This window comes from Bacillus sp. OTU2372, assembly GCF_038440275.1.
Lineage (GTDB): Bacteria > Bacillota > Bacilli > Bacillales > Cytobacillaceae > Neobacillus > Neobacillus bataviensis_B.
This window is the reverse complement of sequence record NZ_JASATK010000014.1, coordinates 87,310-109,150: the sequence shown is the minus strand read 5'-3', so window position 1 is coordinate 109,150 and position 21,841 is coordinate 87,310. Positions and strand designations below refer to the sequence as shown.

Here is a 21,841-nt window from a genome sequence, read left to right as displayed (position 1 = left end):
GCATGATGATGAATTTAACTACTGAACTGCAAAAAGGGAAAATTGCCCCTAATCTTGAATTAGCGATGGACTCACTTCATTTAATTCCGGGAATTTGGGTTAATGGGAAATACTTTTGGCTCCAAGACACCATGGAAAAAGTGATTTACGATGAAGAGTTAGTGATCAAAGTAAAGCAAGAACAAATACATTCTAAAATTTGTCTATCAAATGTTTCTGTAAACAATCACAGTCAAAAAACGAAACAGATTCATTTTTTAGCAATGCACCATTTTTTAAATGTTGGACAAGACAACTTAACATTCCTGTCACCAGTTGAAAATCATATTATTCATCATGCGAAAACACAGGTTTACCTTGTGAATGGACACTGTAATCATGCAAGTATGAAAGAATACACAGCTGTGCCTATGCGGAACGCATATACGGACCGGATTTGGAGTTCCATTGAAAAAGGAAGCTTAAAATATCAACCAATGGCAAAAGGGCCTGCAGCTAGTATATTTAAGATGACAACGTCTATTGGACCACATCAAACTAGAAAAATGGATACTTGGACGATAAGCGGTTCAAGCAAAAACGAACTGATTTTATTAGAAAAAGCACTTCTTAAAAAACACACTAGCATTTCCTAATGAAAAATGATATTATAGAAAAGTCGTATGAACGAACAGCTTAATCGTTTGGAGGGAAATTGACATGCGTGTAAATATTACGTTAGCTTGCACTGAGTGTGGAGATCGTAACTATATTTCAACAAAAAATAAACGTAACAACCCAGATCGTCTTGAGCTTAAGAAATATTGCCCAAGAGAAAAGCGTACAACAGCACATCGTGAAACAAAATAAGCAGTGGGGCTTCCTGCTGCTTTTTTTGTTGCCATCAAATAGTAAGGAGAGCCAATTTTATGACTGATAAGAATAAGATACGTAAACAGGTTAAAGAAACACTTTCAACGCTGTCAAGACCCCTTTATGAGGATTATTCCTATAAGATCGCCAGAACTTTATATGCTGATGATGATTGGAAGAAGGCAAAAATCATCGGAATTTATGTTTCAAGACAGCCTGAAGTAGATACATATCAAATCATTCGAAAAGCTTGGGAAGAAGGGAAACAAGTAGTTATACCAAGATGCAGTCCAACTGACAAAAGGTTATCATTTAGAACACTTACGGAATTTTCCCAGCTTGAATCGGTCTATTATGGGTTATTAGAACCAATAGAAGAACTGACTGCCGAAATTAATGCTGAAATGATTGATTTAATAATTGTACCAGGCCTCGGATATACTAGGTCAGGCTATCGGTTAGGATTTGGCGGCGGATACTATGATCGTTTCTTAGCTGATTTTTCCGGTAAAACTCTATCGCTAGCCTTTAATCAACAAATCATTTCTCATCTTCCAATTGAAGATCATGATATTCCTGTTTCTAAAATTATTACAAATGGTGAGGTCATCATAACGAAATGCTAGAAGACTTGTTTATTAATCTTGTGATAATAATTGGGGCGATGGCTGGATATTTTCAAAAATCCCTTACATTAACCGGTGCTTTTGCAGCTATGCTGGTTGGGATTTCTGTTTATGCCGGTATGGGTCTAAATGGACTTGAATTGCTTGGTGCTTTTTTTGTATCTTCCAACTTTTGGTCAAAATATAAGAGAAATGTAAAAAAAACTATGGAAGAAAAATTGGCAAAAGGAGCAACAAGAGATTGGTTTCAGGTCCTAGCGAACGGGGGGGCTGCTGCTCTTTTTAGTCTCCTTTATTTATTCCTGCCTGAACGGGCTTGGTCGATCGGCTTTATGGTTTGTTTAGCAAGCGCCAATTCTGATACATGGGCATCGGAAATTGGCAGTTTAAGCAAGAAGAACCCTATATACATACGAACATTTAAACGAATTGAAAGAGGAACTTCAGGTGCAATTAGTGGTTTAGGCAGTGCAGCGGCTGCTGTCGGCTCTTTCTTCATCTCCATCCTAGGTTATTTTCTTTTCCAATTAGATATCTATTTAATGTTGATTGTATTTTTATTTGGCTATATCGGAAATGTCATTGATACGTTATTTGGGGCATTTTACCAACAAGTTTATGTATGTGGACATTGTGGAATTACTACTGAAAAAAAGAGCCATTGTCATATGCCCACAACTCGAATAAAAGGACTCACCTTAGTGGATAATGATATGGTGAATTTTCTGTCGGGTTTTATAGCTTCATTGTTATCAATCGTAATTTTAAGACTTTTTTGATATTCATATAATGTTTACACAGTATCAATGGCTAAAACAAAATGGGAGGAATGAGAATGTTAAGACGCGTTAATCGGGTTGTACTGATTGGAACAGGTTTCGTTGGGTCAAGCTATGCGTTTGCCCTTTTAAATCAAGGCATTACGGAAGAGTTAGTATTAGTTGATTTAAATAAGGAGAAGGCGGAAGGGGATGCCATGGACTTAAATCATGGAATGCCTTTTGCTCCATCTAGGACGAAAATTTGGTATGGGGATTACAAGGATTGTGGTGTAGCGGATCTAGTCGTTATTACGGCTGGGGCGAATCAAAAACCAGGAGAGACTAGACTCGACCTAGTCGAAAAAAATACGAAAATTTTTAAAGGTATAGTTGATCAAATTATGGACAGCGGATTTAATGGAATATTTTTAGTTGCCACTAATCCGGTGGATATTTTAACATATGCTGTCTGGAAATTCTCTGGTCTCCCAAGAGGGCGCGTTATTGGCTCAGGAACGATCTTAGATACGGCCCGTTTCCGTTATTTACTGGGTGAACATTTTGACGTTGATACTAGGAATGTACATGCTTATATTATTGGAGAACATGGAGATACAGAACTTCCTGTTTGGAGTCATGCTGATATCGCTGGAACAACCATTTCTGAATGGACTAAAAATAAAGCAGACTTTAATCCGGATGATTTAAATCAAATTTTCTTAAATGTACGTGATGCCGCCTATCACATCATTGAACGCAAAGGTGCTACATATTACGGAATTGCCATGGGGTTAGTCCGCTTAACAAAAGCCATTTTACGAAATGAAAACTCTGTACTAACAGTTTCCGCCTACTTGGACGGGGAATACGGTCACAATGATATCTATATCGGTGTTCCTGCTGTTGTTAATCGAAATGGAGTCAGGGAAATTGTTGAACTTGATCTTAATGAGGAAGAAAAAGCAAAGTTTACAAATTCTGTTCAAGTGTTAAAAAAGACAATGGAACCTGTGTTTAAGAAATTCTAAATGTTAATGATAAAAGAGACGAGTTTCTTATTCGTTTCTTTTCTTTATGAATAATGGATAAATCTCTTGCAGCTATCACAGAATAGTAAGTAGGAGGGATGATGATGTCTCGTCTATTAACATCGATTTTTATGATAGGTTCAATTGGTTATGTTGTGTTCCGCTACAGGTACAGAATTATCAATGCCCTGATCGGGACAGGCTGGATGCGAAGGCTTGCTGTAGGCTCTATCATGAGCTTCCCTGGGGTAAGACAAAAATTAATGTCATCCGTTTTTGGAGGACCATCTGCTAGGTGAAAACCACAGATGGTTTTCTGTTTTTTGTCCAATTTTTTAAATTTATTTTGTCAGTGGTTTAGAGCCATTGTTGATGGATCATTTCGTTTATAATGAAAGGAACGGAGAGAAATAAATACAGATTAATACTAAGATCAAGTTTAGCTTAAGGTGTAAATTTACTGGCAATGGCCATAACTAACGATATACTTTTAGCTGAAATAGAAAGTAGGGGAGAAATGAACAATAAAGCAGGTTACATCTTTTGGAGGGTGGCATATTCTTTCATTTCTGATCAGGGTTATCGGGTTATACAATTATTTGAAAATCAAAAAGAATTGTGGCTTGAAAAGTTAGAAAATAAAAAAGCTCCTATTATTCGAATGCTGCTCCATGATTTAAATTGGAGTAATGCCATGCAGAGAGATATTGAATATACAGCTTCAAACGGGGAAAGAGTGCGTAAACAAATCGGTAAGAGTGAACTTAATGTAATGAATATTTATGTCAGTCAGTTTCCGCCGGTGGATGAGTATGAATATCGTCTTGCAAAACCTTTTGTTTTTCCACAAGAAAATAAAACGACCGTCACCTCTATTATTTTGGCAAACGGTAAACTTGAATCAGGATTTAGAAACATTTCCGAAAATCTTAGTTCGGATATTCATTTTGAATTCCAGGATGATTATTCAGAACAAGAGGTGGAGGAATTAAAGAAGTCGGCATTAAATCTTAACGTTAAAAAGGTTAAAGCCGAACAAGAGATTCTGTTTAATGGAAAGCCGTTGCTTACATATGTTTTTATCGTCATTCAACTTGCTGTTTTCCTCTGGATGGAAATACACGGGGGAAGCACTAATACATCCACATTAATAAAGTATGGTGCCAAAGTAAACGCCCTGATCTATCAAGGTGAGTGGTGGAGATTGATTACACCCATTTTTCTGCATAGTGGCTTTTTACATTTAGTAATGAATACACTAGCATTATATTTTTTAGGTTTAACAGTTGAACGAATATTTGGCAATATTCGGTTCCTTTTTATTTATCTATTTGCTGGTGTTACTGGTTTTATTTCAAGTTTTCTTTTTAGTCCAATCGTATCAGTTGGGGCAAGTGGGGCTATTTATGGCTGTTTTGGTGCATTATTATATTTTGGTACGATTTACCCCAAATTATTTTCGCGGTCAATAGGATTAAATTTAATTGTGGTACTCGGAATTAACCTTGTATTTAGCTTTACATCTTCAGGAATCGATAACTATGGCCATCTAGGTGGATTAGCAGGAGGATTTTTAGCTGCAGGAATGATGCACTTTCCAAAAAATAAAAAATGGTTATTACAACTTTTCTTCTTCTTCTTGTCCGTAACCATTGTTGGCGGATCATTGTTTTATGGATACCATTCAACTTCAAGCACAGTCTATGAGGATTCGGTTGTAATGTTGGCACAAGAGTATGTGAATAAAGGAAATTATAAAGATGCTTATAAGGTATTAAAAGATTTTGAACAGAAAACCAGTAATCCGACTGAAAAAACATATTTAATTTTAGGCTTTGTTGAATACAAACAAAACCTATTATCGGATGCAAAAACACATCTGCATAAAGCTATTGAATATGATTCCAAATTATCGACAGCATACTATTATTTAGCTATCATAAATTTCAATGAGAATAATTTTAAACAAGCCAAACAGAATGCGGAAAAAGCTGTGAAGCTGAATCCAAGTGATCAAGACTTTTCAAAATTGCTTAATTACATTAATCAAGCACAATCCACAGGAAAAGAAGGATAGCTTCGAGAGCGTTCGTGAGGTATACTTTTAATTAGTATAAGAATATACTCTCCATTCAAAATGAAGGAGGCAGGGGTCTCTAGATGAAGACAATCTATGATATTCAGCAATTTTTGAAACAATTTGGAACCATTATTTATGTTGGTGATCGAATTGGTGACCTTGAGCTAATGGAAGCAGAGTTAAAAGACTTATATCAGGCACAATTAATTGAACCAAGAGAATATCAGTCTGCTTTGTTATTATTAAGACACGAAATCCAGATTCAAAAAGAAAAAAGTAACCAAAGGTAGGGGAATTTACGTTGGCAGATAAATGGATAGCAGGTATCGACCTCGGCGGCACAACTACTAAAATAGCCTTTATTACAAACTCCGGTGATATTGTACATAAGTGGGAAATCCCAACAGATAATTCGAATGAAGGTCAAAATATTACTTCCAATATTGCTAAGGCAATTGAAGAGAAGTTGTCTCAGATTGGTGAAACCAAAGAAAAGTTAATGGGGATTGGTATGGGTGCACCTGGACCTGTAGACTATGAGACAGGGATTATCTTAAATGTCGTAAATTTAGGCTGGAAGGATAACTACCCACTCAAGGATAGCCTGGAAGAAGCAACTTCACTTCCTGCAGCTGTTGAAAACGATGCAAACTGTGCGGCCTTAGGGGAAATGTGGAGCGGTGCTGGGAATGGGGCAAGAGATCTCGTCTGTGTTACACTAGGGACTGGTGTCGGCGGCGGGGTTATTGCTAATGGAAATATTATCCAGGGTATTAACGGTGCAGCCGGTGAGATTGGTCATATCACAGTCATTCCATCTGGCGGAGCGCCTTGTAATTGTGGAAAAACAGGATGTCTTGAAACCGTTGCCTCTGCTACAGGGATTGTTCGGTTAGCCGAGGAGGCCGTTAAAAACAGCAGCTCATCAAGTAAATTAGGAGAACTGTTTAGGATCACTGCTAAGGATATTTTTGATGCAGCCCGCGATAACGATCAATTGGCCCAAAAGGTATTAAATGAAGTATCCTTCCATTTAGGATTAGCTTTAGCAAATATCGGCAACACACTAAATCCTGATAAAATTGTTTTAGGTGGAGGCGTATCGAAAGCAGGGGATATTTTACTAGATTCAGTAAAAGAGAACTTCGAGAAATTTGCCTTCCCTGCAGTTAGAAATTCTACTGAAATAGATATTGCCACATTAGGAAATGATGCAGGTGTTTTAGGTGCCGCCTGGTTAATAAAAAATAAATTAAATCAATAATCATTTAAAAACCCGTAGAATTACGGGTTTTTATCATTTTTTGATGAAGATTTACATATATTCTATATGATGGGAGGAGAGTATATGGAGATAAGTGTACGACCTGAGGATACTCTATCATATTTAAGCAAGTTATTTAAAATCCCACTCCAGCTAATATTGGATTCCAACTCACACGTAAATCCAATGGATATGAAACCAGCAGATAAAATTCATTTACCTGGATATGTTTCAGTTCCCTATACTATAAAAGAGGGAGATACGTTTGGAAAAATTTCTGTATTAAGAGGAATAGAGCTGGACTCCCTCTTTCTACTAAATCAAACCATAGATCCAACCCAACTGGTTATTGGTGAGCAGGTTTTTGTCCCCGAAAAAATAGTCGTTCCCCTTGTACAAGAAAAAACCCCGTTAGATTATAAGAGACTGGCAAAATTAATGAAAAATCTTAAGCGAGTTTATCCCTTTATGGAAGTAACAAACATTGGTACGAGTGTTTTAGGAAACCCCATTCATGAAATCAGGATTGGAAAGGGAGATAAGAAAATACATATGAATGCTTCCTTCCATGCCAATGAATGGATTACTACAATGGTCCTCATGAGTTTACTAAACCGGTATTTGATATCAATCACAAATAATCAACCCGTTAGAGGGAGGAAGGCATTAGCTCTTTATGAGAACGTTGAGTTATCCCTTGTACCAATGGTTAATCCTGATGGAGTAGATTTGGTGTTAAACGGGCCGCCTGCACATTTACGAGAAGATCTTACAAAAATTAATGAAGGCAGTGATGACTTTATCCATTGGAAAGCAAATATAAGAGGCATCGATTTAAACAACCAATTTCCAGCTAACTGGGAGCTATGCAGAAAAAATAAGAAGCCAAAGGCACCGGCCTCCCGTGACTTTCCAGGAGACGATCCATTAACAGAACCTGAGGCAGCCGCTATGGCGGATTTAGCCCATAAAAATGACTTTGACCTCATTCTTGCCTTTCATACCCAAGGAGAGGAATTTTATTGGGGGTATGAAGGACTTGAACCTGCTGAGTCTGAATTACTTGCGAAAGAATTTGAAAAAGTGAGTGGGTACCGTGCGATCCGCTATGTAAACAGTCATGCAGGATATAAGGATTGGTTTATTCAGGAATTTCATAGGCCCGGGTTTACTCTAGAGCTGGGGAAGGGAATTAATCCGTTACCGCTTTCTCAATTTCCAGAAATACTTAAACATGCTGAAGGAATATTTTTTGCTGCATTAGCTTATTAAATTTTCCTGGTTTCTTACTTGTAATATCACCCTACTGTTATTAAAATAGAGTGGAACTAGTATGAGAAAATTTAGATAATGATGGGGCCTTAAAGACCGTCCACTGACAACCATCGATTAAAAAAGCCGGGCAATCTGCGGCTTTTTTTCCTATTTAAGTTAGGTGGAGCATGTTTGAAATATTTTGTTAATCAACCGTCGTAACCATGATAGGGATAGGAGGAGACGACTTGATTCATTTGAACAAATTAAACCAAGCGAACAGTACACTTATTTTGCTAATCTTTATTTTGTCGTCTCTCTTTTTAGGTGCATGTGCCGTTAAGGATCTGCCTAAACAAAAACTTCCTCTTAATAATGAAAAGACAAAGGTACCTGCTGCATCACTCAGTGCCGAATGGAAACTGCCAATAACGATTCCTGCAGGTCAGGGTGAATTTTATAAGGTAGCAGGCTGGTATACTAACCAACAAATTTTCTATGTAACCAACTTAAACCAAACCTCCAATCTATTTCTTTATAATCTGTTAACAGGAAAAAGTAAGTTGATTTATAAAACTGAGAATCCGATTGTCAATGTTCAAATAAGCCCATCAAAGAAATATCTATTGGTCCATACCTCACCGTCCTCCTATGAGGGAGTGGTTACGATCATTGATGCTAAAGGGACTGAACTTTTAAAAAATACATTTCCGTCCTATGATCTAGGGTTTGAGTGGAATCCCTATAATGAGTCAAAGGTTCTGGTTACAAAATTCGCAGAAGACTGGAGCTTTCAATTACTTATACTAGATTCGAGGGATGATAGTACAACTGAACTCAATCTTCCGCAGCCATTTATTAAATGGATTAGGAAGGATGAAATTGCCTACTTGAATTGGAATCAAACTAGTCCCTCATTAGTTGCCCCGCTAATATTTAAACAATTAGGAAGTGAAGGCGACAAGACTGTTTTTTCTAATTTAATTCAATTTGCAGCCTATCGTAATCTGCTCATGACGGTTACTGTAAATAAGGGGGACTCATCTATTGCCGACTATTCATTCTATGACAAAGAGAAGAAAAGGCTGTTTAGCTTTTCTATACCGCAGTTAACCAAGTTTTCAGATTGGCTGGTTCCTTTTTATGATTATAGCGAACAGAAGAAACAATTTCTCACCTTCAGACCGTTAGAGAGTGGTGAAATGGATACATATACAGATGGATTCCAACTTATTAGCTATGACCTAAAGAAGGGCAGCAGTAAACTGATTCTAGGAGACTTGGACAATGTCCCTATCTCGATTTCACCATCTGGGGACACAGCTCTGATAGGGAATAACTATGAAAAGATCATTGATTTAAACAAAAAGAAAAGCTATGAATTAATAAAGGAATGACAATCAAAAGGTCATTCTTTTTTCCTTTGTTGATTGATATGGTAAAATCACAAAGGAATATAAAAAATGTTAAAGTGATGGTGATACTCTAATGGCAATTGTAGATGTAACAGTTATACCGATTGGGACTGAAACGCCAAGTGTAAGTAAATATGTAGCAAGTGTTCAAAAGGTATTAAGAAGCTATGAAGCGGAAGGGAAAATTAATTTCCAATTAACACCGATGAATACGATTATTGAAGGAGAATTGCCGGTTCTTTTTGAAGTCATCCAGGCCATGCATGAGGTTCCTTTCTCTGAAGGCATTAAGCGGGTTGCGACTACAATTCGAATTGATGATCGCAGAGATGTGAAGCGAAGCATGGATTATAAGGTTGAACGGGTTAATAGCCTGTTGAAAGAAAATGCGGATAAATAAGGAATGCAAAAAAGACTGTCAGAGGACAGTCTTTTGCTTAAGGTAAGAAAAGTATTAATTTCGACTTAGAGAATTGTCCGGCTCCAGGCGCCATCGGCTCGAGGTCACAAGTCAATCCGTCCAAAAGGTTAAAGAACAACCTTTCGGCCGGCTCGTCTTGTGCTTGTCGCCGATAGGCGGGCGCCTTGCGCTTTTCGTATTAGTGTGTTCCAGTTGGAAAACCGGATTCAATTATAGTCATCACTGTGAACCAGCCGAAAACTAGGAATGAAGCAACCCCCCAAAAAGCGGCCAGGAAGTTCTTATTTTTCAGTGAGCTATAACCGGCATAGGCTGCAAGGATTGTTACAAGAGCAAAAATAATCACTAAACCCATTTTTAGTTCCCCCTTTTTCGTAAAAGCCATTTCCAAAAATTATGTAACTATATTATATACATTCGTTTCCTATTTTATATTTTTTTCACCAATTTGTCGAGGGCAAATATACAGCACTATTAATAGCACGCTTTCTCTCCTATGTTCTTTAGTGTAAAATAAACCTGATGTATTTATGTATGGGAGGAACAAATTTATGAAATGGCAACAAATCCCTTTAGGGCCCCTGCAAACGAATTGCTACATTGTTGAAAATCCTGATAAAACATGTTTGATTATTGACCCGGGCGAGGAAGGGAAAAAATTAATTCACTTATTGAGTCAAAGAAAATTAAAGCCAATTGCTATTCTTTTAACTCACGCTCATTTTGATCATATTGGGGCAATAGATGTTGTCAGGGAAACTTATAAAATTCCTGTTTATATTCACAAACAGGAAGAAAAATGGCTTGAAGATCCTAGGTTAAATGGTTCGCAATTATTTATGCAAATTGAACCAATCGTGGTGAATCAAGCCGATCATATTATACATAATGAGGGGAACATGAAGATAGGCGAATTTTCGTTCCATGTTTTCCATACTCCTGGTCATTCACCCGGCAGTGTTTCTTATTACTTTGAAGAAAATGATGTTGTTATTTCCGGTGATGCTTTATTTCAGGGGGGAATCGGCCGTACTGATTTACCTGGTGGGAATTCTGGACAGCTATTGAAAAGTATCCATGACAAGCTGCTTAGTTTGCCGGAAGAAACCTATGTCCTTTCAGGCCATGGACCTGTGACAACCATTGGCGAGGAAATGGATAGTAACCCATTTTTAAATGGATTTTAGAATACTAAAGAAAGACCCAACTAAAAGGGAGTTATTATGATTACCTACTTAAAGCGCATAATCTCTAATTCACCTAAGGGGCTTATTTCTTATGCCGATTATATATCAGCCGTCCTTTATCATCCAGAATTAGGCTATTATATGAAGGACAAACCTAAAATCGGAAAACATGGGGATTTTATTACTACCAGTAATATTTCTGATGTATACGGCAGACTTCTGGCTAAGTGGTTTTCTACTATTTGTGAAAAAACTAAATTGCCGCCAGTTTTTTGTGAGATAGGAGCTGGAACAGGGCGTTTTGCGAATGCCTTTTTACAAGAGTGGTATGATTCGATTGGAACGCCACTTAACTATATTATAGTGGAAAGTAGCCCCTACCATCGAAAGCGGCAGCGTGAATTACTTCAGCCCTTTTCAATTGTTCAAATGGAGAATCTCGGGCAGGTTGAACCCTTTTCTGGCATGGTTTTTTCAAATGAACTTTTTGACGCTCTTCCGGTTCATGTTATTGAAAAAATAAACGGCGAGTTTGTGGAAGTGATGGTGGGGATGACACATGACGGACAACTTTTTGAACAAAGGGAAGCATTAACCAACCAGGCTATCCTTTCATTTCTTGCAGAAAGTAAACTGGTCATAAAAGAAAAACAACGGATTGAGATTCCCATCGCGATGGATAAAATGATAGAGGATATTTCAAAGGTCTTAATTAAAGGAATAGTTGTGACTGCTGATTATGGTTACACCAATGAAGAGTGGACACATCCTCAGCATAAAATGGGGAGTTTAAGAGGGTACCACCAACATATGATGATAGACGATGTTTTGCAGCATCCAGGTGAGATGGACATAACCACCCATATCCACTTTGATCAACTCGTTCAAAAAGGATTGAATCATCAGCTGGAGTTGCTAACCAAACTTAGGCAGGATGAATTTCTGTTAAAGGCAGGAATTTTGAAGGAGTTAGAGGAGCATTATGATCCTAATCCTTTTTCCGAGGTAAGCAAAAGAAACCGTGCCATTCGCAGTTTAATTTTGCCGTCAGGGCTGAGCACTTATTTTCATATCGTGATTCAGCAAAAAGGTCTTCAATTAAAGGAAGATGACGTGTTTGTAGAATAAAAAAAACACCGGTGCTCCGGCGTTTTTTTTGTTCTGCAGCGTCAGAATACATTATTGGCGCTTCGCTCTTATTACTCTCCTGCGCCAAGCGGCATCATGAACGTTGTCCAATATGTAAAGCCGACGAAGAAGATAGTTAAATATGCTCCGAAAACATACAAATACATACGTTCGGAAAGCTTTAGGTAGCTAAGCAGAACGAAAAATCCTGTTTGAGCCAAGAATAGCATTGCTGTTCTATCCAAATCACCCAGATAGAGCATTACGGTAAAAATACCAGTCCAAAAACCACAAACTCTGAACATGCGATCCATATGTATACCCCCTTTTATCCTACGGTACCATCAATATAATATTATAAAGTAAAAGGAGGCATAATGTAAACATCGGACTCGAATTAGTTTGTCACAAGTACTTGATAAGAACACGTTTCACAGCCTGAAATCATGTTTTCTTTTTCAATTAATTCAACTGATTCAAATAATGCACCGAACATGCCTTTTAAAAATTCATGGTGCATATTACAAACGGTTTCAGTATGTTCCTCTGCAACTTCTTTAAAAGGACAATTGAAGATTTGGAAGTGAATTTTAGATTGGTCACCGTTAGCTTCAAACTCTGGATAAAATCCAGCAAGGGTTGCAGCACTTTTTAAAATCGTCAGCTTTTGATCAAATGTCAGTGCTTCGCCAAGTGCCCTCTTTGCCATTTCTTGTTCAATAATTTCAGTTCCAAATCGTTTACCGGTGATAAATAGTGCTTCTTTACCAGCTTCACCAAGCGAAATCATCGTCTGCATGGCCACTTTTGATAATAGCATGTAGTCCCGGTATGGGAAATGCAGTTGGATAACATCCTCAGACAAGCGGTATAGTCGGCTTGGTCTGCCGCCTTTTCCCGTTTTCTTTGTTTCAGATGCTAACATATTCACATCTTCTAACTTGGAAAGATGTAGTCTTGCCACATTTGGATGGATATTAAAATTTTCAGCTACCTCTTGAACTGTAACTTCTTGATGGCGTTTGGTAATATATTGATAAATGTAGTACCGTGTTGGATCTGACAAAACGTTTGTTATTTTTAATGTTTGTTCCATCACTGTTCACCTCGAACCCCCATAATTTATTCCATTATAATACAGGCGAAATAACAAAGGAATGAAGTTAACAATGTTAACACTATATGTTTAGAAAATGTTCACAATTCCTGTCTTTTTTTAGATAAAGTTTCTGATTTAAAGAAGTTTCTTTGTTTGTCAATAGAAGAATTTGGGGTATATTTAACAAAAAAGTAGCGATACATAAATATCGCTACTTAAATCTTCGTTTTTTCTTTATTTCAGAATAAAGTATATAGGGGAGGATACCAAACCAACGGTACCAAAAATCGGCTTTCGTTTGCTTCTTCTCAATCCGGTTTCGTTTCCGTTCTTCCTTTGGCTGATCAACATATTTTACAATTGTTTGGGTCATATATTTAACATAATCATTTGTTTTCATGGACACACCTGCCTTTTTACACCTACATTATGTCCATTTTTTATAAATTCATACTGTTTATTTGGCTTCTTCCCATTTAATCATAGTTTTTGAACGCGTATCAAAGTACCCATAACCCGCTATAGGTTCACGAGAATGAAGAACGAGTGTGAAATCCACAATTTGTATATAGGCAGTAGGAGTCTCTGCCCGGTAATCCATTGTTCCATTTACATACACAATTGTCCCTTTAGCAGGCATGATACCACCGGATTGGTATAGCGATTCCACTTTTTTGGCAGAAGACAAGAAATAATATTCCTGCTTAAGAATTTCCGTAGTTTCACCTGCCATTTTCCGTTCTGATAGTAATTGTTCAATATTCATTGAGAAAAAGATCAGGAATAGGAGTAAGGTGCATAAGGTTAGAGGATAGGTAAAACCATTTTCATGCTTCTTCATGTACTTGTAGTCCATTTTAGGAAGGAGAAGGCAATAACTGAATATTCTTTTCCCCATAAATCCACAACGGTAATTTTCACGGCATTGTTTACGATTGAAAATGAATATTGTGAAACATTTTGGAGAATGATTTCATGTCCGGTGGAATTTACTCTTCGTCTAAGGTTCGAACCATACTTTTCATATTGAATGGTTTCTGAACCTTTTGTTAAAATCAAACGTCCTGAAAGAACCTCAGCACGAGAAACTGTGGCAATTTCTTTTGTTACTTGACTGCAAAAAACTTCCCATTCCATTCCCTGCAAATCTATTTGGGTACTTTTTTGGTTAAGGAGGATTTGAAAAATAGGTGCCATAAAGAATACAATCGTGGAAAAAATCGAAAAAGCAATCAATACCTCAATTAAGGTAAAGGCTCTATCATTCGAGGACACCACAAATATTTGCCTCCGGATGAAATGAATTCTTTTCAACCTTTACACACACCTCCTTTTGATCGGCCGGATTAGTATTCGCCCAAATAATTTTATATTCAATATTATTTTGAATAAGGGTGTAATTGGACAATGTCCGGCTATCAATTATTTTTGCTTTCAGTTCTTGATACAGAAATCTTTGTGCTGTTCGCTCTATTTCTAATTTTCTGGTTTGGTCTCTCAACTCCATTAACAAGGGGAGTAAGAATAGACAGATCATTAACATGGTAGAAAGTGACAGCAGTAATTCCAGAAGGAAATAACCCTTATTGCTCCGTAACATAAAACCGTCCCTCCCCAATTAAAAAGGTCACCCGATAATTTTTTTTCTTAGTTTGGATAAAAAAGGAGCCAAATTTATTGACATTACCATCAGGCAGGAATTTGAAATAGAGGGGGACCGATCCTTCAGTAATAGTAATATTGGTGGAGTAATTCCGCTCTACAATAGGCGGACGATTTGCCTTTCCAATTACATAGTATTTGTATTGATCGGGCTTTATCACTATGGATACTTCATACTGGTGAGAAATAGCATATTGTTGTGTGTAGAGGAGATCCGACCTTAATTGTGAAATGAAGGCTTCATCTTCCAATACATACTGTTGCGGCTGTAAAGTAAACGCTGTGATGGAAGAAATAATCATGAATATTGAGAGAACTAGTAATGACTCAACCAATGTAAAGCCTTTTTGATATCTGCTCATTTTGGTTATTATTCTGTTTTTTCTGCAGCAGTAACATTACCTTCCGAATCGATGACCACTTCTTGACCATTCGGACAGCCCTTGACGTCCCTTAAATAGCCTGCTGTTTGTAATTCCCCGAGCGTTGGAATTTTATTTTTTTCCATTTGGTAGGATTGAACTTGAGCTTGGACCATCTTCACGTAGGCTTCACACCCTTTATTGTTGATATTTGAATTGTGTTTGGCTACGTTCGGAATAGTAATCATCAGCAAAACAGAAATAATTAACATAACAATCATCATTTCGATCAATGTAAATCCTTTTTCATTTTTCATCATTTTAAGTAACCTCCATTTTTAGATTCCATCAAGTAGATGGAACATTGGTAACAGAATCGCTAAATACATAGAAACCACTAAACAACCTATAAATATGTACAGAATAGGCTGGATAGTTTTTAAACTCTTTTCAATCTTTTCCTCCATACTGCTGACACAATGCTTACTTAAAAAAAGTAATTCTTGCTCTAATCTTCCATTTTCTTGGCCATGTTTGATAATCATGGGGAATTCTTTCTCGAAGAATGAAAAGGAAGCAATAATAGTTTCTAATTTTTCTCCGGTTACAAGTTTGGCTTTAATGTCCGCGGCTACTTGACTGTAAAATAGCTGTTTTTGATTATTTTCAAAAAGTGAAAGGGCTTCAGAGACGGATATGCCACCGGATAGTAGGAAACTTAATTGAATGGAAAAGTAGTGTGTAAACAATAATTTGAGGATGCTGCCGGCAATGGGGATGCGAACAAGCTGGACCCGTTGCTTGAGGATCGAGAGTTTACGAAATCCAAAAAAATAATAGACGGCCGTCAAGAAGAGGATGATAAGAACAGTCCCAATAGCTGTCGGAAAATAATGGTCAAACGCATATAGGACTTTAGTAAAGAAATTTTCCTTAAGTCCAAGCGAAGCAAACAGCGTTGTAAATCTAGGCAATAAGGTGTTTTCAATAAAAATAAATAGAAACCCAGTGATAAACATTAATAATAATGGATATTGCAGAAGTTTTAAAAGCTTTTGTAAATCTTTATCTTTTAATAGAGCTAGTTCACTACCCTCCAGGAGTGCTTCAGCAAAACTGCCATGCTGTTCTGCAAAATAGACATAACCGATCAAATCTTTCTGAAAACCCAGGTTGCTCAATACGACATGAAAGGGTGAGCCTTGCTTTAACTCTACTAAACAACCATATAATTCCTCCTTTCGATTGGATGGCAATTGCAATGCTATGGACTCAATTGCTTCCGCAATTGGGTAACCCCGTAAAAGTAAGTCCCCTGTTCTTTTTAAGAAATTGGCTTGTTCATTTACACGCCATTTATGACGGCTCATTTTCATACACCAGCCGTTCGTATTCGGATTCTTGAATGTAACCTAGAGCAATGCCCTTGTTAATCACTTCTTTTAATGTCCGATAATGGGTTTTTAATATTTCACCTTTGGCTGCTTTCATGACATTGTTTAAGTTTCGGCCGGATAGGAGTTCAAAAACACTTGCTCTCTTCCAACGGCTATAGGAATGGCATAACGGTGAACATTCTCCTTCACAATAGGGACAGGTTAGTTCTACTAATCTTTGCGCTGTAACAGCAATCAAGGTTTGCTCGACTTCTAGCCAGTTCACACCAAATTCACGGAGACGGTAAACGGCCCCTTTTGCGTCACGTGTATGCATTGTGGATAAAACTAAATGCCCGGTAAGCGCTGCTCTCACAGCAATTTTAGCGGTTTCAGCATCCCTGATTTCACCAACCATGATGATATCGGGGTCATGCCGGAGTATCGCTTTTAGTCCGGCTGCATAGGTCACGCCAGCTTTTTCGTTTACTTGAACTTGCAGTACAGAGTCATAGTTTTTTTCGATAGGATCTTCAAGTGTGATAACATTGCGATGAAAGAGATGGGCTGTTTCGTTTAGCAGGGAATAAAGCGTTGTGGTCTTACCAGATCCGGTAGGACCTGTAAAAATGATTAATCCGTGTGCATGTTTGAGCAGGGCTAATAGCTTTCTTGTCATAGAAGGGAATAATGAGAGCTGATGGAAGGGGATTTGCTCCTGTTGCGGCAAAAGCCGGATGACAAGGCTCTCTCTATTGTTTGAAGGGAGTGTGGAAAGCCTAAGGCCCATTAATTGTCCGTCTACTTCACAAAAAACGGCTCCGCTTTGAGGTCGTCTTCTTTCCCCAATGTCCATATTCGCGGTGAATTTAAAATGTGAGATTAATTTGTCGCATTCATCTTTTGGGAGGGACAATCTGGGAATGAGTTTGTTTGTTAAACGGATTTGAACAAGTGTGTCATTCTTTCGAGGAATAATGTGAATATCTGTTGCTTGATTTCGGACGGCATCTTTAATGATTCGATTAGCTAGTATTTCAATTGAACTGACAATTGGTACCACCACCTTTTTACTTTTTCATAATCATAATTCGACAGGGTTTATGCTTATCCTTCTTTTTTTTTAATAAATATATAAATTTTTTTGTGATTTTATAGTGACAGGCACCATGTGAAATATTCACATGGTGCCTGTCACTGTTAAATGCCTAAACAAGGTATAAAGTGTTTTTATATTGCTTTTTCGGTTAGGTAGAAGAGGCCGCCGTTGATAAAGGAAATGTTAATTTTCGGTTCATATTGTTCTTGCAGGGCCGTTTTTTCGGTTTCATAGTTCTCATTTTCTTCTTCCTCATCTTCATAAAAATGATTTAGTAACCGTAAGTCCTGTTCCCACCGTTTTCGTGCCTCGTCAGCCCAGGAATGATCATCCTCTGAGATCACAGATTTTAAATAGTTTTCAACCCTTATCATCCCGCTTTTGGGTTTAACCAGCGGTGATAATGTAAAAGAATAGTCTGGTATCTTTGGCGTTAATGGGACTTTTTGTAACCGTTCGTGAAAATCTTCAACCATTTGTCCGTTTATAAGCTGTAAACCAATGGACTTAAAGATATCTCGTTTTCGGTCACATTGATATGAGATTTTTACATTCATACACAACCACGGAAACAAGGCCGTTTGGCTTTGGATGTGCTGATGATTTTCATATAAGCGGATATAACTTGCCAACTTTTTGGTGGAATCGAATATTTGGTGAAGCCGGGGTGAACCAAAATGGATAATTTCTCCCTTCATATTTTCCGGTGCTTTTTTTTGATCAGTGATAAATGTTAACCTCATAGGATTTGGGATGCCGCCTGTTTTTTCGAGATAGTGCCAGTAAAAGGGCCGATTCATTAATTCTTTATCAAGCTCAACGGTTAACTGGACGATTAAATATCCAGGATTATTCTCAATAATGGGGCAATCGTTTGCTTGAAAATAGGTAAGAAGAAAATCATGAATTTCCTGCTGCTGCATGTGATTCATCCTCCTTCATTGATTGCGCAAATTCAATCATAGATGATAAATTCTCCATTTTAATTCGCATTTCACCCTCAGAACTAGACTGGCCAAAAATATCAATAAGATGGTCTTCAATATTACCAAATTCTAGCTTTGTTAGGATATCGTCCAATTCACCGATAACTTTTTCAAAAAGGTGGATTTTTTCGTAAAGCAACTTTAAAATATGCTCTTCAACTGTACCCTTGATGGCGAAATTATAAATCATGACATCCTTTTCTTGACCAAGACGATGAATCCGACCAATCCGTTGTTCAAGCCGCATCGGATTCCATGGCAAATCAAAATTAATGATATGATTACAGAACTGCAGATTGATTCCCTCACCGCCGGCCTCAGTAGCAATAAGGACTTGTGCATGTTTTTGAAACAATTCCCTCATCCAGTCCTTTTTTCCACGTTTGAAACCTCCGCGAAAGGGGACAGAGCTGATTCCGTGCTGCTTTAAATACCACTGAAGATACATCTGGGTAGCACGATATTCAGTGAATATAATCACCTTATCATTTACCTGCTGAATTAATTCAAGAGCTTTTTCTGCCTTTGAATTTTGCTGAACAGCTTCAACTTTCTTAATTAAAAACTCGATTTGTTCTTCAAAAGCAGGAGTTGGATTCTCTTTCTTTTGCAGCATGTTTTTAAGGGTATAAAAAACAGCCTCTCTGCTTGAGCAAGCCTCACGCTGTAAGGTCATCACCGAAAAAGCACTGGTTTGAACCCAATCACCTTCACTTTTCAGCACCGAAATAGAATCATACAGATTCTTCTCAGCAGAAGAGAATTCAATTGGTATGGTTTCAACTTGTCTTTTTGTCCATTCAATACCAGTGTCAGCGCGGCGATTTCGAATCATAACCTTATTCACTAATTCTTTTAAATGCTCATCATCATTTAACGAGCGGGCATCTCTTTTATATTTTTCATAGAAGGCCGTCTCACTGCCCAGATGCCCAGGCTTTAGGAGTGAAACGAGATTAAAGATCTCCTCGATTCGGTTTTGGATCGGTGTGGCGGTTAATAATAAACAAAATTTCTTTTTAAGGTTTTGAACAAATTCGTAGTTTTTCGTTTTGTTATTTTTAAGTTTATGTGCCTCATCAATGATAATGAGATCGTAGTCCAGTTTGTTGATAATGTCCCGATGAGGATTTCGTTTCGCTGTATCAATTGAAGAAACAACGACATCGCACTGTTCCCAGACATAGCTTTTCCTTTGGGTAACGGCCGGGATAAAAAATTTGCTATTTAGCTCAATCGCCCACTGGGTAACCAAAGATGCAGGAACGAGTATTAATACCTTTTTTACTAAACCGCGAATCATGTATTCTTTTAAAATCAGCCCAGCTTCAATTGTCTTTCCAAGCCCCACTTCATCAGCTAGAATAGCTTTACCATTCATGTTTTCAATCACCTGTTTCGCTGTTTCAAGCTGATGTGGAAGAGGTGTTAAATTAGGAAGATGATTTGGAGCTTGTAAGCCTTCAAACTCCGGGATGACCAAATGTTTTTCAACATCGATTGCTAATTTAAAAAGCTCCCAGTTCCCCCACGGACCATCGTTGTCAATTCTATGTAAAAAATCATCCTGCCACGAGGAATCAAATTCAATTTCAACCGACATTATTACAGCTCCTTTTCATACATTGTAATATCATCTGTTTGCCAATTATTAAGACCGTCTGCTGCCTATCGTTTTCTTATAAAATGATTGCTCAATGTTGTAGTTTAATGGTAGGATGATAATAGCTTAGAATGTTTTAAATATTTTAATAAAGTAATTTATTTTTTTAAGTATAATTAGTATTACCAAATTGAAAAATATTATAATGCGAATGATAGCAAGGGGAGAGACTACGAAGAGTAGCGCCGAAGGAGCAAGCAGAAAATGTGAATCTCTCAGGCAAAAGAACTCTTGTTTGACGCAGCTCTGGAGAGCGCTGCTAGTGTTTGTTGCAGCCACCAAAGGGGAAAACCGCTTAAGGGTAAACTTTCAGGTGCAAGGACAGAGACCTACTTAATTTATTAAGGAGGTTTTCTGTCCTTTTTTATGTTTTAAAAAAAGTCGAATTGTTTCACAAAAGTTTAGGGAAATAACTTTTATAGAATTGTTGAACCTATAAAAATGTGGATCAAATGAGGGGGATTAAGGGATGACTGAATTAAAACGTACTCCACTTTTTGCAGTGTATAAAGAACACGGCGGGAAAACCATCGATTTTGGCGGGTGGGAGCTGCCTGTCCAATTTTCCAGCATAAAGGAAGAGCATGAAGCGGTCCGTACAAAAGCAGGTCTGTTTGATGTCTCCCATATGGGGGAAGTGGAAGTAAAAGGGAAAGACAGTTTACAATTTTTACAAAAAATGATGACCAATGATATTTCAAAAATTAAAAATGGCGGTGCTCAATACACGGCAATGTGTTATGAAAACGGCGGAACGGTGGATGATCTGCTCGTATATAAAATCGAGGACCATCATTATTTACTAGTTGTTAATGCTTCCAATATAGAAAAGGACTATAAATGGCTTCTGGATCACGTTGAGGGGGATGTTTTCCTTGATAACTTGTCTGAAAAGACAGCCCAGCTTGCGCTTCAAGGTCCGCTTGCAGAAAAGGTCCTGCAAAAGCTTGCAGGAGATACAGACTTAAGTCAAATTGGCTTTTTCAAATTTATGCAAGAAGTAATTCTAAACGGTAAGAAGGTACTAGTATCAAGAACAGGATATACCGGTGAAGACGGTTTTGAGGTTTACTGTGATGCAGCCGATGCGGTTGACCTTTGGAAGGCCATTTTAGAGGCAGGAACAGAGGAGGGTATTCTTCCATGCGGATTAGGTGCACGTGATACCCTTCGTTTTGAATCTGTGCTGGCACTTTATGGGCAAGAGCTTTCGCCTGAGATCTCTCCCCTTGAAGCAGGAATCTCCTTTGCCGTGAAGTTAAATAAGGAAGCTGACTTCATTGGGAAGGAAGCATTACGAAAACAGAAGGAAAATGTCTTACCAAGGAAATTAGTAGGAATCGAAATGATTGACCGTGGTATCCCTCGACATGGATATTCTGTTTATAAAGGAGAAGAGCTTATCGGAGAAGTGACAACCGGTACACAGTCGCCTTCTTTAAAGCGAAATATTGGTCTTGCTCTTATTAAGACCGAATTTGCCGCACTAGAAACAGAGGTAGAAGTGGAAATTCGTGGTAAACGGTTAAAAGCTAATGTAGTTCCAACACCTTTTTATAAAAGAGAAAAGAACTAACG

The 21,841-nt window shown here is 37.8% G+C and carries 28 protein-coding genes and 1 riboswitch; of the genes, 15 read left to right on the top strand and 13 right to left on the bottom strand.

Going from position 1 to position 21,841, the window contains the following annotated elements:
* The first annotated feature begins 8 nt into the window (after positions 1-8).
* From AAHB15_RS20040 to AAHB15_RS19985, 12 genes are all read left to right on the top strand, one after another.
* Positions 9-635, top strand: a complete 627-nt coding sequence (locus tag AAHB15_RS20040; RefSeq protein WP_342043161.1) for a hypothetical protein — start codon at positions 9-11, stop codon at positions 633-635.
* A 64-nt stretch (positions 636-699) separates the two neighbouring features.
* A complete protein-coding gene (gene rpmG / locus AAHB15_RS20035) occupies positions 700-849 on the top strand; it encodes a 50S ribosomal protein L33 (protein WP_015594975.1) in 150 nt (49 codons plus the stop codon).
* Positions 850-908: 59 nt separating this feature from the next.
* Positions 909-1,478, top strand: coding sequence for a 5-formyltetrahydrofolate cyclo-ligase (locus AAHB15_RS20030; protein ID WP_342043160.1), 570 nt, complete (start codon positions 909-911; stop codon positions 1,476-1,478).
* Positions 1,472-2,257 (top strand): DUF92 domain-containing protein, encoded by a 786-nt coding sequence (locus AAHB15_RS20025; protein WP_342043159.1) that lies wholly within the window; start codon positions 1,472-1,474, stop codon positions 2,255-2,257. The genes AAHB15_RS20030 and AAHB15_RS20025 overlap by 7 nt, the downstream gene beginning before the upstream one ends.
* Positions 2,258-2,313: 56 nt before the next feature.
* The gene (locus AAHB15_RS20020; protein WP_335575141.1) at positions 2,314-3,267 is read left to right on the top strand and encodes an L-lactate dehydrogenase; all 954 of its coding nucleotides are present in this window, start codon (positions 2,314-2,316) and stop codon (positions 3,265-3,267) included.
* Between the two features lie 104 nt (positions 3,268-3,371).
* Entirely contained in the window at positions 3,372-3,566 is a 195-nt protein-coding gene (locus AAHB15_RS20015; protein WP_098529994.1) for a hypothetical protein, read from the top strand.
* 218 nt (positions 3,567-3,784) lie between these two features.
* Positions 3,785-5,344 carry a rhomboid family intramembrane serine protease gene (locus AAHB15_RS20010; RefSeq protein WP_342043158.1) on the top strand — a complete coding sequence of 520 codons (1,560 nt, stop codon included), beginning with the start codon at positions 3,785-3,787 and terminating at the stop codon, positions 5,342-5,344.
* An 83-nt stretch (positions 5,345-5,427) separates the two neighbouring features.
* Entirely contained in the window at positions 5,428-5,637 is a 210-nt protein-coding gene (locus AAHB15_RS20005) for a YqgQ family protein (RefSeq protein WP_335575143.1), read from the top strand.
* Between the two features lie 11 nt (positions 5,638-5,648).
* Complete coding sequence (locus AAHB15_RS20000; protein ID WP_342043157.1) at positions 5,649-6,611, top strand: ROK family glucokinase; 963 nt, start codon at positions 5,649-5,651, stop codon at positions 6,609-6,611.
* Between the two features lie 84 nt (positions 6,612-6,695).
* Positions 6,696-7,883, top strand: coding sequence for a M14 family metallopeptidase (locus tag AAHB15_RS19995; protein ID WP_335575145.1), 1,188 nt, complete (start codon positions 6,696-6,698; stop codon positions 7,881-7,883).
* Between the two features lie 230 nt (positions 7,884-8,113).
* Positions 8,114-9,262 (top strand): YqgU-like beta propeller domain-containing protein, encoded by a 1,149-nt coding sequence (locus AAHB15_RS19990; protein WP_342043156.1) that lies wholly within the window; start codon positions 8,114-8,116, stop codon positions 9,260-9,262.
* 91 nt (positions 9,263-9,353) lie between these two features.
* Positions 9,354-9,680, top strand: a complete 327-nt coding sequence (locus AAHB15_RS19985) for an MTH1187 family thiamine-binding protein (protein WP_335575147.1) — start codon at positions 9,354-9,356, stop codon at positions 9,678-9,680.
* Positions 9,681-9,879: 199 nt separating this feature from the next.
* Here AAHB15_RS19985 and AAHB15_RS19980 read toward each other — a convergent pair whose 3' ends face one another.
* Positions 9,880-10,056 (bottom strand): DUF2759 domain-containing protein, encoded by a 177-nt coding sequence (locus AAHB15_RS19980; RefSeq protein WP_098530001.1) that lies wholly within the window; start codon positions 10,054-10,056, stop codon positions 9,880-9,882.
* A 196-nt stretch (positions 10,057-10,252) separates the two neighbouring features.
* Between AAHB15_RS19980 and AAHB15_RS19975 the strand changes: the two genes are divergently transcribed.
* A complete protein-coding gene (locus AAHB15_RS19975) occupies positions 10,253-10,888 on the top strand; it encodes an MBL fold metallo-hydrolase (RefSeq protein WP_335575148.1) in 636 nt (211 codons plus the stop codon).
* 36 nt (positions 10,889-10,924) lie between these two features.
* A complete protein-coding gene (locus tag AAHB15_RS19970) occupies positions 10,925-12,016 on the top strand; it encodes a class I SAM-dependent methyltransferase (RefSeq protein ID WP_335575149.1) in 1,092 nt (363 codons plus the stop codon).
* 71 nt (positions 12,017-12,087) lie between these two features.
* Here AAHB15_RS19970 and AAHB15_RS19965 read toward each other — a convergent pair whose 3' ends face one another.
* From AAHB15_RS19965 to AAHB15_RS19910, 12 genes are all read right to left on the bottom strand, one after another.
* Positions 12,088-12,330 carry a DUF2626 domain-containing protein gene (locus tag AAHB15_RS19965; RefSeq protein ID WP_098530004.1) on the bottom strand — a complete coding sequence of 81 codons (243 nt, stop codon included), beginning with the start codon at positions 12,328-12,330 and terminating at the stop codon, positions 12,088-12,090.
* 83 nt (positions 12,331-12,413) lie between these two features.
* Positions 12,414-13,112, bottom strand: a complete 699-nt coding sequence (locus AAHB15_RS19960; protein ID WP_098530005.1) for a helix-turn-helix transcriptional regulator — start codon at positions 13,110-13,112, stop codon at positions 12,414-12,416.
* A gap of 214 nt (positions 13,113-13,326) precedes the next feature.
* Positions 13,327-13,515, bottom strand: coding sequence for a YqzE family protein (locus AAHB15_RS19955; protein WP_098530008.1), 189 nt, complete (start codon positions 13,513-13,515; stop codon positions 13,327-13,329).
* Between the two features lie 57 nt (positions 13,516-13,572).
* Positions 13,573-13,956: a competence type IV pilus minor pilin ComGG gene (gene comGG / locus AAHB15_RS19950; protein WP_342043155.1), complete on the bottom strand. Its 384-nt coding sequence runs from the start codon at positions 13,954-13,956 to the stop codon at positions 13,573-13,575.
* A complete protein-coding gene (gene comGF, locus AAHB15_RS19945; RefSeq protein WP_335575151.1) occupies positions 13,953-14,393 on the bottom strand; it encodes a competence type IV pilus minor pilin ComGF in 441 nt (146 codons plus the stop codon). The genes comGG and comGF overlap by 4 nt, the downstream gene beginning before the upstream one ends.
* A complete protein-coding gene (gene comGE, locus AAHB15_RS19940) occupies positions 14,377-14,715 on the bottom strand; it encodes a competence type IV pilus minor pilin ComGE (RefSeq protein WP_335575152.1) in 339 nt (112 codons plus the stop codon). The genes comGF and comGE overlap by 17 nt, the downstream gene beginning before the upstream one ends.
* Positions 14,699-15,139 (bottom strand): competence type IV pilus minor pilin ComGD, encoded by a 441-nt coding sequence (comGD, locus tag AAHB15_RS19935; protein ID WP_342043154.1) that lies wholly within the window; start codon positions 15,137-15,139, stop codon positions 14,699-14,701. The genes comGE and comGD overlap by 17 nt, the downstream gene beginning before the upstream one ends.
* An 8-nt stretch (positions 15,140-15,147) precedes the next feature.
* Positions 15,148-15,459, bottom strand: coding sequence for a competence type IV pilus major pilin ComGC (comGC, locus tag AAHB15_RS19930; RefSeq protein WP_335575154.1), 312 nt, complete (start codon positions 15,457-15,459; stop codon positions 15,148-15,150).
* A gap of 18 nt (positions 15,460-15,477) precedes the next feature.
* Positions 15,478-16,509 (bottom strand): competence type IV pilus assembly protein ComGB, encoded by a 1,032-nt coding sequence (comGB, locus tag AAHB15_RS19925; protein WP_342043153.1) that lies wholly within the window; start codon positions 16,507-16,509, stop codon positions 15,478-15,480.
* The gene (gene comGA, locus AAHB15_RS19920; RefSeq protein ID WP_335575156.1) at positions 16,496-17,581 is read right to left on the bottom strand and encodes a competence type IV pilus ATPase ComGA; all 1,086 of its coding nucleotides are present in this window, start codon (positions 17,579-17,581) and stop codon (positions 16,496-16,498) included. The genes comGB and comGA overlap by 14 nt, the downstream gene beginning before the upstream one ends.
* Positions 17,582-17,745: 164 nt before the next feature.
* Positions 17,746-18,537, bottom strand: a complete 792-nt coding sequence (locus tag AAHB15_RS19915; protein ID WP_335572935.1) for a YqhG family protein — start codon at positions 18,535-18,537, stop codon at positions 17,746-17,748.
* Positions 18,515-20,203 carry a DEAD/DEAH box helicase gene (locus AAHB15_RS19910; protein ID WP_342043152.1) on the bottom strand — a complete coding sequence of 563 codons (1,689 nt, stop codon included), beginning with the start codon at positions 20,201-20,203 and terminating at the stop codon, positions 18,515-18,517. Before AAHB15_RS19910 ends, AAHB15_RS19915 begins: the two co-directional genes overlap by 23 nt.
* A 211-nt stretch (positions 20,204-20,414) precedes the next feature.
* A riboswitch (glycine riboswitch) is annotated at positions 20,415-20,504 on the top strand.
* A 228-nt stretch (positions 20,505-20,732) separates the two neighbouring features.
* Here AAHB15_RS19910 and gcvT point away from each other — a divergent pair.
* Positions 20,733-21,839 (top strand): glycine cleavage system aminomethyltransferase GcvT, encoded by a 1,107-nt coding sequence (gcvT, locus tag AAHB15_RS19905; RefSeq protein WP_342043151.1) that lies wholly within the window; start codon positions 20,733-20,735, stop codon positions 21,837-21,839.
* The last annotated feature ends 2 nt before the right edge of the window (positions 21,840-21,841 follow it).